This window comes from Halochromatium roseum, from assembly GCF_016653315.1.
GTDB lineage: Bacteria > Pseudomonadota > Gammaproteobacteria > Chromatiales > Chromatiaceae > Lamprobacter > Lamprobacter roseus.
On record NZ_NHSH01000054.1, the window covers coordinates 1 to 13,914 of the forward strand.

At 62.9% G+C, this 13,914-nt stretch carries 13 protein-coding genes; 9 read left to right on the plus strand and 4 right to left on the minus strand.

Annotated elements, in window-relative coordinates; genetic code table 11:
- Nucleotides 1-264, minus strand: a 264-nt coding sequence (locus CCR96_RS10685) for a hypothetical protein (RefSeq protein ID WP_201220119.1), incomplete at its 3' end; no start/stop codon positions are given.
- A gap of 79 nt (nucleotides 265-343) precedes the next feature.
- On the opposite strand from CCR96_RS10685, the gene CCR96_RS25540 reads away from it, so the two are divergent.
- The 8 genes from CCR96_RS25540 to CCR96_RS10725 all read left to right on the plus strand — a co-directional run bounded on the left by CCR96_RS25540 (nucleotide 344) and on the right by CCR96_RS10725 (nucleotide 10,641).
- Nucleotides 344-580 carry a diguanylate cyclase gene (locus tag CCR96_RS25540; protein WP_201220120.1) on the plus strand — a complete coding sequence of 79 codons (237 nt, stop codon included), beginning with the start codon at nucleotides 344-346 and terminating at the stop codon, nucleotides 578-580.
- A gap of 112 nt (nucleotides 581-692) precedes the next feature.
- A complete protein-coding gene (gene thiD, locus CCR96_RS10695) occupies nucleotides 693-1,562 on the plus strand; it encodes a bifunctional hydroxymethylpyrimidine kinase/phosphomethylpyrimidine kinase (RefSeq protein WP_274601104.1) in 870 nt (289 codons plus the stop codon).
- Between the two features lie 18 nt (nucleotides 1,563-1,580).
- Nucleotides 1,581-2,528: a DMT family transporter gene (locus CCR96_RS10700; RefSeq protein WP_201220121.1), complete on the plus strand. Its 948-nt coding sequence runs from the start codon at nucleotides 1,581-1,583 to the stop codon at nucleotides 2,526-2,528.
- 121 nt (nucleotides 2,529-2,649) lie between these two features.
- On the plus strand, nucleotides 2,650-6,201 hold the full coding sequence (smc, locus tag CCR96_RS10705) for a chromosome segregation protein SMC (RefSeq protein WP_201220122.1): 3,552 nt from the start codon (nucleotides 2,650-2,652) through the stop codon (nucleotides 6,199-6,201).
- A gap of 90 nt (nucleotides 6,202-6,291) precedes the next feature.
- Nucleotides 6,292-7,212, plus strand: coding sequence for a cell division protein ZipA (locus CCR96_RS10710; protein ID WP_201220123.1), 921 nt, complete (start codon nucleotides 6,292-6,294; stop codon nucleotides 7,210-7,212).
- Entirely contained in the window at nucleotides 7,209-9,287 is a 2,079-nt protein-coding gene (gene ligA, locus CCR96_RS10715) for an NAD-dependent DNA ligase LigA (protein ID WP_201220124.1), read from the plus strand. The genes CCR96_RS10710 and ligA overlap by 4 nt, the downstream gene beginning before the upstream one ends.
- Before the next feature lie 159 nt (nucleotides 9,288-9,446).
- Nucleotides 9,447-9,731, plus strand: a complete 285-nt coding sequence (locus CCR96_RS10720; RefSeq protein WP_201220125.1) for a segregation and condensation protein A — start codon at nucleotides 9,447-9,449, stop codon at nucleotides 9,729-9,731.
- Between the two features lie 40 nt (nucleotides 9,732-9,771).
- Nucleotides 9,772-10,641, plus strand: a complete 870-nt coding sequence (locus tag CCR96_RS10725; protein ID WP_201220126.1) for a carbonic anhydrase — start codon at nucleotides 9,772-9,774, stop codon at nucleotides 10,639-10,641.
- An 81-nt stretch (nucleotides 10,642-10,722) separates the two neighbouring features.
- Here the strand turns inward: CCR96_RS10725 and CCR96_RS10730 are convergent, their stop codons facing one another.
- The 3 genes from CCR96_RS10730 to CCR96_RS10740 form a co-directional block, all read right to left on the minus strand.
- Entirely contained in the window at nucleotides 10,723-11,580 is an 858-nt protein-coding gene (locus CCR96_RS10730) for a peptidylprolyl isomerase (RefSeq protein WP_201220127.1), read from the minus strand.
- Nucleotides 11,581-11,678: 98 nt separating this feature from the next.
- Nucleotides 11,679-11,981: a YciI family protein gene (locus CCR96_RS10735; protein WP_201220128.1), complete on the minus strand. Its 303-nt coding sequence runs from the start codon at nucleotides 11,979-11,981 to the stop codon at nucleotides 11,679-11,681.
- Nucleotides 11,981-12,709 (minus strand): septation protein A, encoded by a 729-nt coding sequence (locus CCR96_RS10740; RefSeq protein WP_201220129.1) that lies wholly within the window; start codon nucleotides 12,707-12,709, stop codon nucleotides 11,981-11,983. Before CCR96_RS10740 ends, CCR96_RS10735 begins: the two co-directional genes overlap by 1 nt.
- Nucleotides 12,710-12,968: 259 nt before the next feature.
- Between CCR96_RS10740 and CCR96_RS10745 the strand changes: the two genes are divergently transcribed.
- A complete protein-coding gene (locus CCR96_RS10745) occupies nucleotides 12,969-13,868 on the plus strand; it encodes a PHP domain-containing protein (RefSeq protein WP_201220130.1) in 900 nt (299 codons plus the stop codon).
- The last annotated feature ends 46 nt before the right edge of the window (nucleotides 13,869-13,914 follow it).

The window sequence follows — 13,914 nt, forward strand, 5'->3', positions numbered from 1 at the left end:
ACCAAGAATATCGAAGGTTGGGTAGTTCTTTAAGTAAAAAAAAACAAAGAAAAGTTTTAGCTCAGGAGTAGATAAAACACCTAAACGTCCACCACCCGGACGTCTTTGACGGCTTGCTCGATTTTTTTGGTAATTTTTTCGCCTATCTTGATCGAGAGCGCGAGTGAACTCAATCAGCAATTTATCAAAATCCTCTTCAGAAACCCCTGTGAAAGCAAGAAATTGCCGCTTGTTTCTGATATTGATCGATTTGAATTTTCTCATTTTGAGTTTTATTAAAAAATGGTTGCCATTCAATTATTATTAGGGTCGAATTATAACTTTTCAAGGTTAAGCTGTTGTTTTGAAAAAACTTACTGAAAGAATGCTCGTCAGGTTACTGAAAAATAAAAAAATATTATTTAGTCACAAGTCTAACACAGCTTCTCTGGTTGCAAAGCATATCACCATCAGTATTGGCACGGCTTCAATGGTACCTTCACGTGAAATAGACCTTAAAAAACTGATTGAGAAGGCCGACGAAGCACTCTATTTGGCAAAAGAACAGGGGCGAAACAGACATCTACATTCGGTTAACTGATGAATCAAATGAGTCGGGATGAATTTCTAAGCGCTGAATCAACGTGCAATCAATCGCCTAATAAACGCTTCTAGTCCGCCGCTCGCTACGCTCGCGGCGGCTGAGGCTGGCGTTGGGCGATAAGATGTTTCTCCCTTATTACGTTATGAGTAAGACCCAGCATGTCCTCGCGATCGCCGGCTCCGACCCGTCCGGCGGGGCCGGTATCCAGGCTGATATCAAGGCGATCTCGGCCAATGGCGTCTATGCGATGGCGGCGATCACGGCGCTGACAGCGCAGAATACCCGTGGGGTCCGCGGGGTGCAGTTGATCGCGCCGGAGTTTGTCACAGCCCAGATCGACATGGTATTCGAGGATATCCGTGTCGATGCGGTGAAGATCGGCATGCTCGGCTCGCCCGGGATCACGCTGGCCGTAGCCGAGGCGCTTGCGCGCCATGATGCGCAGCGCATCGTGTTGGACCCGGTGATGGTGGCCAAGGGTGGCGATCGACTGCTTTCCGAAGCTGCCATCCGAACCCTCATTGAGCGCTTGCTGCCATTGGCGACTATCCTGACGCCGAACTTGCCGGAGGCGGCGGCGTTGCTCGAGGAGCCAGAGCTGACTGATCCAGCGGCGATGCCGGCACTCGCCGAGCGGTTGCTGGCTCTCGGGCCTTCCGCGGTGCTGCTGAAGGGTGGCCATCTGAGCGGGGCGGCAAGCCCGGATTATTTGGCCACGGCCTACGCAGGCGTTTGGCTGGAAGCCGAGCGTATCCCAACCAAGAACACCCACGGCACCGGTTGCACGCTCTCCTCGGCGCTCGCTGCGCAGCTTGCGATCGGCGCTGACTCGTCGCTCGACCTCGCCACGGCCGCTCGGCGCGCCAAGGCGTATGTCGCCGCTGCCATCGCGCATGCTGACGCGCTCGATGTCGGCCAAGGGCAGGGGCCGACGCATCATTTTCACGCGCTATGGCCGGCCGGGCATGCACCGAGCTAGTTGGCGGCGGCGGTCTTAATGAATCTTGCTGCGCCCCAGCATCATCGTCGCGAGATCGAGGTCGGCATGCTGTTGATGACCATCGCGATGCTGCTGTTCCCAATCAGCGACGCACTCGCGAAATTTCTCACCGCGGAGCTAACGCCGGTTCAGATCGGAGCCGCGCGCTTCCTTTTCCAATCCCTGCTGCTGTTGCCAGTGTTGTTGGTCTATAAGGCTGGTCGACTGCCGCCGCCTGGTATTCGCCACCTGGCGCTCGGGACGCTGATTGGTCTGGCGGTGATCTTCTTGTTTTCAGGACTGCAATATCTCCCGCTGGCCAACAACACTGCGCTGTTCTTCATCGAACCCTTGCTATTGACCTTGATCTCAGCGGTTGCCTTGCGCGAGCCGGTGTCCGGGCGACAGTGGCTGGCGGTGGTCGTCGGCCTCGTTGGGGCGCTGATCGTCTTGCGCCCGAATTGGGCTGCGTATGGGCCAGCCGCGATCTTCCCGGTTGCCGCGGGCGCCTTCTTCGCCGGTTTCTTGGCGCTGACGCGGGTCGTCGGTGGGCGCGATGATGCGTTGACACTGGCGTTCTGGACCGGAGCCGCCGCAGCGCTGGTGCTCCTCCTGATCATGGGCGTCGGACTGATGGGTCAGGCGCCGGTGTCGGCGCGCCCAATGGCTGGGCTGATGGTGCTTGCTTCGCTCGGCGTCTGGCCGCTGCTGCTGGGGGTTGGCGCCATTGCGGCGGCGACCAATGTGCTCACCGCACTGGCGCTGCAGCGGGCCGGCGCCGGGGTGCTGGCACCGTTTCAGTATCTCGAGATCCTGAGTGCAACGCTGCTCGGTTGGCTCGTCTTCAGCGAGATTCCGGACCTCGTCACCGGTCTCGGCGCCGCCATCATCGTTGGCTCGGGGCTGTATGTCTTCACTCACCAAGGACGCCGCTTGGAACCTCTCGGGGCGGCACAAAGGAACTAGCGCAGAGATCGATCCTGGGTTGGCGACGACCGGTTTATAGGGCTCTAGCGGATGGCCGATGTCGGAGGTGGGTCGATACTGACCGCTTGTCGGCCACTGAGGCCTCCAGTATCGTTCGCCGATGCGACTGGAAAAGATCAAGCTGGCTGGATTCAAGTCCTTCGTCGACCCGACGACCGTGCCCTTCCCAAGTAACCGGGTCGGCGTTGTGGGGCCGAATGGCTGTGGCAAGTCGAACGTCATCGATGCGGTGCGCTGGGTCATGGGCGAGAGCTCGGCGAAGATGCTGCGTGGTCAGTCGATGGCGGATGTCATCTTTAACGGCAGCAGCTCGCGTAAGCCGGTTGGCTTGGCCCATATCGAGCTAGTGTTCGATAACAGTGATGGGCGTGCTGGTGGCGAGTTTGCGCGTTTTGCTCAGATCGCGGTCAAGCGACAGGTCTCGCGCGACGGGCAGTCGAGCTATTTCCTGAACGGCGCTCGCTGTCGGCGGCGCGATATCCAAGATCTCTTCCTTGGTACTGGCCTCGGGCCGCGCAGCTACGCGATCATCGAGCAGGGCATGATCTCGCGCTTCATCGAAGCCAAGCCGGAGGAGCTGCGGCTGTTCATCGAGGAGGCGGCCGGTATCTCCAAATACAAGGAGCGGCGGCGTGAGACCGAGAACCGGATGCGCCATACGCGTGAGAACCTAGAACGGCTCCAGGATTTGCGCGATGAGGTCGGTAAGCAGCTGCAGCATCTGGAGCGTCAGGCCGCGACCGCAGCCAAGTATCGCGCCCTGAAAGAGGACGAGCGCCGCCTGAGCGATGAGTTGGCCGCGCTGCAGTGGCGTGAGCTGGATCAGGGCCTGGAGCGTCAGGACCGGGTCATCGGGGAGGCCGAGGTGCGGTTGGAGGCCGACCAGACAGCCTTGCGCCGGCTTGAGGCCGAGATCGAGGCGCAGCGAGCGCTGCATGCTGAGGTCTCAGAGGCTTTCAACGGCGTGCAAGGGCGCTGGTACGCGGCTGGCTCCGAGATCGCCCGGCTCGAGCAGGCGCTGCAGTTCGCGGCCGAGACTCGGCAGCGCCAGGAGCGCGAGCTGGGCTCGGTGCGACGTGAGCTGGATGAGGCCAGCGGCCAGCAGGAGCGGGATCAGTCGCGCCAGGCCGAGCTGGATGCGGAGCTCGAGCGTGACATGCCGTTGCTCGAGGAGGGGCGTGAACGCCTCGATGACCTGCGCGAGCGGCTGGCCGAGGCCGAAGATCAGCTCGAGACCTGGCAGCAGGCCTGGGATGCCATTCAGCTCGAGATCGCCGCACCCTCGGCCGAGGCGCAGCACGAGCGCTCAACCCTCAATCATCTCGAGCAGCGTCTGGCGCAAGATCGCGAGCGCAGCAACCGCATCGATGACGAAATGGGCCGGCTCGAGACCGGCGAGCTGGAAGACCGCTTGGCCGCGCTCGATGAGCGGTCTGATGGGCTCGATGAGCGGCTGCGTCTCGCCGCTGATGCACAAGAGCGCGCGGCCGCGGCGCTGCGCGAGGCGGAGTCGACGCGGGGCGAGCTGAGTGGGCGTCTCGATGCCGCTCGCACCGAGTTGCAGACCACCCGCGGTCGTCTGGCCTCGCTCGAGGCGCTACAGGATGCGGCCTTGGAGAACCCGGATGAGGCGGTCGCGGCCTGGATCGATCGCTGCGATCTGACCCAGGCACCGCGCTTGCTGGATCAGATCGAGGTCACCGCTGGCTGGGAGACCGCGGTTGAGGTGGTCCTGAGCAGCGCGCTTGCGGCCGTTTCGGTCGCCGAGCTGGACGTTCTGGTGCGCTCGCTCGAGAGCGAGGCCCTGATGCTGTTCGAGAACGATGCCTCCCAGGTCGACTGGGTTGGCTCGGCGCCGGCTGGCACAGCGGGGCTGGCGGCCCTGGTGCGCGGCCCTTCGGTCTTGGCGCAGCTGCTCGCGGGCATCGATGTGGCTGAGAGTCGCGAGCAGGCGCTGGCTCGGCGTCCGGAGCTGAGCGGCGGGCAGCGTATCGTCACCCGCGATGGATTCTTGGTTGGGCCGGGCTGGGTCAAGGCGCCGGGGCAAGGCGCTCAGGATGCGACCGATGTCGGTGGCAGTATCGCGCGCGCCGAGGAGATGAAGGCCCTTGTGGTCGCCGCTGATGAGCTCGAAGAGGTGATCGCAGGGCTGGCGGACGAGCAGGAGGTCTTGGCGCTGCGCCGCGTCGAGTTGGAGCAGGCGCGCAACGATGCGCATGAGGATCTTGCCCGCTTGAGCCGTGATCGGGCGTCACTGGATGCCGAGCAAGGCGCGGCGCGGGCGCGCTTGACCCATCTGCGCGAGCGCCGCGCCGCGCTGGCCGATGAGCAACTGGCGCTGCAGGAAGGCTGCGCCGAGATGGAGGAGGCGATGGAGCTTGGCCGCGAGCGTCTGCATGCGGCCCTCGAGCGCAGCGAGCAGCTGACCGAGCGCCGCGATGGCCTAGCCGCTGAGCGCGAGCCGCGGCGTGCTGCCGTGACCGAGCTGCGACGCGAAGAGACAGCGTTGCGCGATGAGGTGCAACGCTTGGAGGTTGCCACCGAGACGCGGCGTGCATCGCAGGCCGGGCTGGCGGCGAATCTCGAGCGTGCCAGCGAGCGTGTCGCCAATCTCGAGGCACGCCGCGATGAGCTGGCGGAAGCGCTGACCGAGGCCGCGGAGCCCGCGCTGGAGCAGCAGGAGCGCCTGGATGAGCAGCTCGAGCAACGTCTGCTGGTCGAGCAGGAGCTGAACGCGACGCGCCAGCGCATGGAGGAGGTCGACGCCCAGATTCGCGCCTCCGAGCAGCGCCGCCACGGGCTCGAGCAATCGCTCAATGCGGAGCGACAGGAACTCGATGCCGCGCGCCTGCAGCGGCAAGAGCTGCTGGTGCGTCGGCAGACGGTTGAAGAACAGCTGCGCGCGCGCGAGGCTTCACCGCAGGCGGTGCTCGAGGCGATGCAGCCGGAGCTGCTCGCGGAGCAGCTCGCCGACAATGGGCTTGTCGAGCGCTGGGAACTGGAGCTAGAAGCGGTCAAAACGCGCATTGGCCGGCTCGGCAACATCAACCTAGCCGCCATCGATGAGTTTCAAGAGCAGTCTGAGCGCATGCGCTATCTCGAAGAGCAGCATGCCGATATCAGCACCGCGCTGGAGACGCTGGAGTCGGCGATCCGCAAGATCGATCGTGAGACTCGGAGTCGGTTCAAGGAGACCTTCGATCGCATCAACAGTGGTCTGCAGGAGCTGTTCCCGCGCGTCTTCGGCGGTGGCAATGCCTACCTGGAGCTGACTGGCGAGGATCTGCTCGACACCGGCGTCTCGATCATGGCGCGTCCGCCCGGCAAGCGCAATGCCACCATCCACATGCTCTCGGGCGGTGAGAAGGCGCTGACGGCGGTGGCCTTGGTGTTTGCTATCTTCCAGCTCAATCCGGCACCCTTCTGTATGCTCGACGAGGTCGATGCGCCGCTGGATGATGCCAATGTCGGGCGCTTCTGCGAGTTGGTGCGCTCGATGTCGGATCAGATCCAGTTCATCTTTATCACCCATAATAAGGTGACGATGGAATTGGCGGATCAGCTACTTGGGATTACGATGCACGAGCCCGGCTGCTCGCGCCTGGTCTCAGTTGATGTGGAGCAGGCCGCGCGCATGGTGGCCGCCTCTTGACCCCCGGGCTCGACCTTCCGCAGAAGGGCTGCAGAAGTGCGACCAATGCGCTGATATACTGACTCATCACTCTGCATCGAATGTGAACCCATGGATGCTGGCACTCTAAGAATCATTCTGATCGTCCTCGGCACCTTGCTGCTGGTCGCCCTGTACTATTGGGAGCGGCGGCGGATCGAGAGAGAGACGCAGTCCGACGATCTCGACAAGCGCAAGCGGCAGCCGTCGGCGGCTGCATGGCGCCGTGAGCCGAGCTTTGGCCGGCATGTTGCCGATGGGGTGGTGCTTGACGAGGTTGCCTCTGATACCGCTGGTGCTTCTGGGACGCGCCCTGGCGCCAGTGTTGCTGGTGCGTCGGCGGCGACGGATGATGATTCCAACGCCGATGATGCTGCGCCTGCGCGAGCCGGTGATGGCGGCTTAGACGCGCCAGAGCGGGTCAAGGCAGCGGCATCCAGGATGCAAGAGCAACGCCCGTCGTCGCGCTCGGCGACGACTGAAGAGGGTCTGCTGGTGCAACTGTTCTTGGTCGCTCGCGATCAACATTTCGACGGCTCGGCCGTGCAGGCGGCCGCTGAGCGACAGCACCTGACCCCGGGGGAGATGGATATCTATCATCGCCGCAACCTCGATCGTAGCAGCGAGCGCACACGCTTCAGTATGGCCAATCTGGTCAACCCCGGAACCTTTCCGTTCGATGCGATGGCGCGCTTCAGCACGCCAGGGGTGGCGCTCTTCGCCGAGCTCAAGGGGATGCCGAGTGACCTGATGGTCTACGACGAGCTTGTGCAAAGCGCCCGGACGATGGCCGATGAGCTGGGCGGCGATCTGTTGCTGCCGAACCGCCGCCCGTTCGACGAGGAGGCCTGGGAGGGCTATCGGATCGAGCTGCTCAGCTTGATCAACGACCGTGCGGATGCCTTGATCAGCGGTGATGGATCGAGCCAAAGCGAGGGTTCCAGACCGGTCGACGCTGAGAGCGGGGATGATCCGCCTGCGGTTCGCCGATGACGGTGCCGACCTCTGATCGGGATCGGGCTGAGGTCCTGCGTCGCGAACTCGAGCATCATAATTATCGCTACTACGTCCTCGATGATCCGGAGATTCCAGACGCCGAGTACGACCGTCTGCTGCGCGAGCTACAGGCGCTAGAGGCGCGTTACCCGGAGCTGATCACGCCAGACTCGCCGACGCAGCGGGTCGGTGCCGCGCCGCTGGAGCGCTTCGCCGAGGTTGAACATCGGCTGCCGATGCTGTCGTTGAACAATGCGCTCGACGCGCAGGAGTTGCGCGAGTTCGATCGACGGGTGCGTGAGGGGCTTGGCCTTGAGCGGGTGCGCTACTCAGCGGAGCCGAAGCTGGATGGGCTTGCGGTCAGCCTGCTGTACGAGGATGGGGTCTTGGTCCAAGGCGCGACCCGCGGCGATGGTCATCGTGGCGAGGACGTGACCGCCCAGGTGCGGACCATCCAATCGGTCCCGCTGCGGTTGCGTTCTTCCGAGGGTGATCGCCAGTGGCCGGCCCTGTTGGAGGTGCGTGGCGAGGTCTTCCTGACCTACGAGCGCTTCGCCGCCATCAATGCCCATACCCAGCGCGAGGGCGGCAAGACCTTTGCTAATCCACGCAACGCGGCTGCCGGAAGTCTTCGCCAGCTCGATCCACGGGTCACCGCCGCGCGCGGGTTGAGCATGTTGTGTTATGGCTTGGGCGCGGTCGAGGGGGCGCCTTGGTCCGATAGCCACAGCGATAGCCTGGCGCGCATCGCCGGCTGGGGGCTGCCGGTCTCGCCGGAGCAGCGCGTCGTCGAGGGGCTTGATGGCTGCATGGCCTATCATGCGGCGATGGCTGAGCGCCGAGAGCGGCTGGCCTACGCGATCGATGGCGTGGTGTTCAAGGTCGATCGGCGTGAGGATCAGGAGCAGCTTGGCTTCGTGTCGCGTGCGCCACGCTGGGCGATCGCTTACAAATTTCCGGCCCAGGAGGAGCTGACCACCGTCGAGGCGATCGAGTTTCAGGTTGGCCGCACCGGGGCGCTGACGCCGGTCGCGCGGCTGGCGCCGGTGGATGTGGCTGGCGTCACCGTCTCCAATGCCACGTTGCACAACATCGATGAGGTGCATCGCAAGGACGTTCGCGTGGGAGACACCGTCTATATCCGCCGCGCCGGTGATGTGATTCCGGAGGTGGTGCGGGTGCTGCCGGAGCGCCGTCCGTCGGGTACAGCGCCGGTGCAGTTGCCGGCGCAGTGTCCTGTCTGTGAATCCGATGTTCTGCGAGCGGAGGGGGAGGCGGTGGCGCGCTGCACCGGTGGGCTGTTCTGCGCGGCGCAGCGCAAGGAGGCGATCAAGCATTTTGCCTCACGGCGGGCGATGGATATCGAGGGCCTTGGCGATAAACTGGTCGACCAGTTGGTTGAGCGCGGTCTGGTGCAGGACCCGGCGGATCTCTACCAGCTCAGTCAGGAGCAGCTGAGCGGACTCGAGCGCATGGCTGAGAAATCGGCTGCGAATCTGCTCGCCGCGCTCGACAAGCGTCGCCACACGCGCTTGGCGCGCTTCATCTATGCGCTCGGCATTCGTGAGGTGGGTGAGGCGACGGCGCGTGCGCTGGCGGCGCACTTTCGCGATCTCGATGCGCTGATGGATGCCCCCGTTGCGGCACTGCTGCCGGTCGAGGGCATTGGCCCAGTGGTTGCCGCGCACATCCAGGCGTTCTTTTCGCAGCCGCATAATCGCGAGGTCATCGCCAAGCTGCGCTCGCCGGAGATCGGTGCGATCACCTGGGAGCGACCGAACTCTGGGGCTGAGGCCGAAGCGCTCGATGAGACCAGCCCGGTGTTTGGCAAGACGGTCGTGATCACCGGCACCCTGAGCCAGCCCCGTGAGCAGATCAAGGCGCGGCTCGAAGCACTCGGGGCCAAGGTGACCAGCAGCCTCTCGAAGAAGACCGATCTGCTCATCGCTGGGGCTGATCCGGGCAGTAAGCTGGCTCGGGCCGAAGCGCTTGGGGTCGAGATGATCGATGATGATCGACTGCGCGCGCTGCTCGAACCCGCATCGATCGACGACGCGAATGAAGCGGATTGAGTGGCATCTGGCAGCGACGATCGGGACGAAACCAAAAAGCACCTCGGTGACTGCTGAATTTGGCGGTTTGCGTCCCGATCTCTGACTAGGCAGATGTCGGCGGATGACGGAAGAACCCGGCCGAGTCCATACCACTCCACCCCTGATGAGATTATGATGATGTCTGAGTTGAGCAAAGAGCAACAGATCCTCGTGGCGATGCGCAAGACGCTTGGCGCGATCGTCAAGGATGTAACCCCACCGCCTGGGATGAAACATCCGCTGTCCGAGAACACCATCGGTGATGTTCGTGCCTGCTTGTCATTGATTGCAGCGCGCGAGAAAGAACTCGCGGACAGTGAGGGGCGGGGGGGAGATCGGCCTTACTATGTAGATCAACCGCAATCAGCCCAGGTGGTGCCGATTGCAGGCATTCGACGCACTGAGAAGCCGAGCGGTAACTGAGGCGCGCGCGAGCTGCCACTTGCAGGAGGTTGAGATGGCGATGAGTCGGTTTGCCCCTGTTTTTCTGCCTGTGCCGTTGGTGACCGTGAAACAAACGCTTCATCGCCTGGGCTGGCGGCGCGCCCTCTATGTGAGCGGTGCTGCGTTTCTGCTGTTGGCGGCAAACGCTCATGCTTGGCAGGCGCGAAGCTCCAATCTGTCGGGATCGGTTCCGGATTGGTCCTACAGTGGTGCGCAAGGACCCGGCCATTGGGCCGATTTGAACACCGCCTATGACCGCTGCGCCTCTGGGCGGCTCCAGTCACCGATCCCTATTGAGACCGCAGCAACGCTGCTTCAACCCTGCACCCCGCTGCGGTTCCGGTATCGGAGCAGCTCCCTGCACCTGGTGAACGACGGCAACGCGCTCAGACTCGGCTACGACCGGGGCAGCTATTTGGTGATCGACGGGCTCAGCTATGAACTGGTCGAACTCCGCTTTCATGTGCCCGGCGAGCACGCGATCGATGGTCGTCTCTCCGACGGCGAGATCGAGCTGATCCATGGCAACAACCGGGGCGACATTGCGGTTGTTTCGGTGTCGATCGAGGCTGGTAACCGCTCTAACCAGACCCTGCGGCGCATCCTCGACAATGCGCCCTTGGTGGCGGGGAAGAACGCTTATGGACGCAACATCGGTGTCAATGCCCTGTTCCTGCTGCCGGCTCGGCGCGCCTATTTTCGCTACGAGGGGTCGATGACGCGTCCGCCTTGTCAGGAGGGTGTGCATCGTTATGTGATCGAGACGCCGCTCGAGATTGCCGCATCAGACCTGGCCCGGCTCGCCCAGATCGTCGGCTCCAATGCCCGTCCGCTGCAGGAGGTTGGCTCGCGCCAAGTCGAACGGCGCTGTGCGGCTGTTGGCGATTAACGTAACGCCGCAAGGTCAGCGGCGATACGCTAAGACCGACTCAGGACCGGCGCGAGGCCGGTCCGTTGCGCTTTTCGCTGATTATTCCTCGGTAGGCGCTTCCTTCACCGTGACCACCTCTTCGTTGAGCTGAACATCGGCGTTGTTGCGCAGCTCGGCGAGCGCCTCGGCCACCTTGCGCTGCCGCAGAAGGGCCTCAAGCTGAGGCTTGGCTTGTTCCAACGATGGCGGCTCGGCGGCCCGCGTCTCTTCAAGCAGGATCACGTGCCAGCCGAACTGGGTCTGCACGGGTTGCTTCGAGTAGCTGCCAGGCTCCATCTCAGCGACGGCGTCGGCAAACGGCTTGACCATGCGCCGAGAGTCGAACCAGCCGAGATCGCCTCCCTTCTCAGCGGTTGGGCCGAGCGAATTTTCTTCGGCTAGGGTCGCAAAGCCCTCGCCATTGGCGGCGTCGAGCTGTTCGATCAAGGCCTGTGCCTTGTCTTTGTCGTCGAGCAGGATGTGGCGCGCCTTGTACTCGGTGCGTTGCGATTGCGCGACGAGTTCATCGTAGGCCTGCTTGAGCTCGGCTTCGCTCGGGTTGGTTTCGGCGCCAATACTCTGCAGGGCGGCTGCAGAGAGCACCATCATGCGCTGCAGTGCGAGCGCCGCCTGCACCTCGGCATTGTTGGTGACGTCGCGTTTTTCGCCCTCTTGCGAGGCGACGATCATGTTCATGAACTCGTTAAAGGCTTGCTCTTGGAGTTGCGGGCTATCTTGTCCGTTTCGCTGAGCAAGGATCTCGCCGTAATAGGCGCGAAATAGGTCCAGCCGATAGGGCTGGCCGTTGACGGTCGCGATCAGGGTCTCGTCGTTACTGGCCTCTTGGGCCTCCTGGGCGCAGGCGGGCACGGAGATGACGGCGGCTAAGAGTGAAGCGGTGATGAAGCGGTGTTTCATAACACGATGATCCTTCTTGGTTGTTTTGCGTTGAGTGTTTAGCGTTGCGTGTTTGGCGTTGAGCGTTTAGCGTTGAGTGTTTCAGGGTCGTGTCCTGCTCAAGCTGGCAGGACCTTGAGGAATGGCTTGACCTGCACCTCGGCGTAGACACCAGCCAGTGCATACGGGTCGGCATCTGCCCAGGCTTGAGCGGTCTGCAGGTCGCTGAACTCAGCCACCACCAATGAGCCGGTAAAGCCCGCCTCGCCGGGGTCTGATGCATCGATGGCGGGATGTGGTCCGGCTAGGATCAGCCGCCCAGCTTGTTGCAGTGCGTGCAGTCGTTCGAGATGCGCCGGGCGCGTGGCGCGGCGTTGTGACAGGCTGTCGGGCCGGTCGCGGCTGATGATGGCATAGAGCATCAGCGGATGTCTCCGGAGGTCGCTGGTGATGGGGTGGGCGCCGGTCCAGAATCGGATGGCTCGGAATCTGATGACTCGGAATCCTGGATGTAGCGCGCGAGGTAGAATGCCTGTCCGATGATGAACAGGATCGTCATGCCCATCATACCGAACAGTTTGAAGTTGACCCAGACCGACTCGCTCGCATGCGCCGTCTCGCAGAGCGCGCGTTGCGGGCCGATGAACTGATCGGCGCAGGCGCTCAAGTCGATGGCGGTGACCCCGGTCGCGGCGATCAGCGCCTGCTCGGCGGCATAGAAGCCACTCCCGATATAGACCACAAACAGGTTGGCGAGGCCAGAGACCAAGAAGAACAGAACCCAGGCCCAGTTGAGCCGACGCCAGATCGGCGCTGGCACGCTGACGGCGTGTCCCATCATGCGTTCGATCAAGGGTCGCTTGCCGATGAGGCTGCCGCCGAGAAAGGCGCCGGCAAAAAGCCAGTTGACGATGGTTGGCTTCCACATCACGAAGATCGGATCGCGAAGCAGCAGCGTGAGACCGCCAAAGACCACGATCAGCCCAAGCGTGATCAAGGGCATCTTCTCGAAACGGCCATGCCGCCAGCGCAGCCAGGCGACCTGCGCCAGCGCTGCGATGATGGCAGTGATGGTTGCCGCATAGAGGCCATAGAGCTTGTAAGCGACGAAAAAGAGGAGGATCGGAAAGAAGTCGATGAGCAGCTTCATCGCGGGGGTCCAGACAGATTGCAGGGCAGGTTTCAGGGCAGATTTCCGGGCGAGCTTACCGGCAGATGTTCAGTCAGCATGGGCGCGAGGCGGGCCGCGCAATGACCAGCCACGCCGACGAGGAGGCGGCATCCTAGCATCCTTGCCGCCTGCCGTGATCTGGTTGCGTGATCTGGCTGCGGCTCTACGCAACACCATCATTGCCGATGTATTGCCGATGCAGGCACGGCGGCTGTGGCGTATCAGGTAGAATGACCGAATGATGAAGACGCCTGACCTACATACGCATTCCACCGCCTCTGACGGAACCTTGGCCCCGCGCGACCTGATGGCCCGCGCCGCTCAGCAGGGTGTCGAGATGCTGGCGCTGACCGATCACGATACCCTGGCAGGCCTCGACGAGGCTGCTGAGGCAGCAACCGAGCATGGGCTGAAACTGGTTTCCGGTGTCGAGGTTTCGGTGACCTGGGGTGGGCGCACCGTTCATATCGTTGGTCTGGACGTCGATCCCGCCTGCGCGAAGCTGCGCGCAGGCCTCGCCGGTTTGCAGGCCTACCGCGAACAGCGGGCCGCCGAGATCGCCGCTCGTCTGGACCGTGCCGGTTGGCCAGGTGCGCTCGAGGGTGCCCGCGCGCAGGCTTCGGGCGAGCTGGTTGGTCGCACTCATTTCGCGCGTTTCCTGGTTCAGCGTGGCGCAGCCAAAGACCTTCGTTCTGTGTTCAAGCATTTTCTGGTCAATGGCAAACCGGGCCACGTCGCCGGTCAGTGGACCACGCTAGAAGAGGCGGTCGGCTGGATTCGGGCTGCGGGTGGACAGGCCGTGATCGCCCATCCAGCGCGTTATGGGCTGACGCGCTCAAAGATGAAGCGCCTGCTCGATGACTTTCGTGCCTGCGGTGGTCGCGGGATCGAGGTGGTCTCAGGCAGTCATAGCCGAGATGATTACTTCACCTTTGCGCGCTGGGCGCGTGAGCAAGGGCTATTGGCTTCGGCCGGCTCCGACTATCATGGCCCTGAGAGCCCGTGGCTTGAGCTTGGACGCCTGCCGGCGTTGCCCGAGGGCTGCCAGCCGATCTGGGAGCAGCCTGGCTTCGCCGGACTCGATCGGCATGGGCGAGTGATGGCGCGGGCGTCGCAGTGCGATCGGCCAGTTGCCTAGGCCGCCGGTCGGCGCTCGCAGATGCTCTCAACAGCTGTCTTATCCC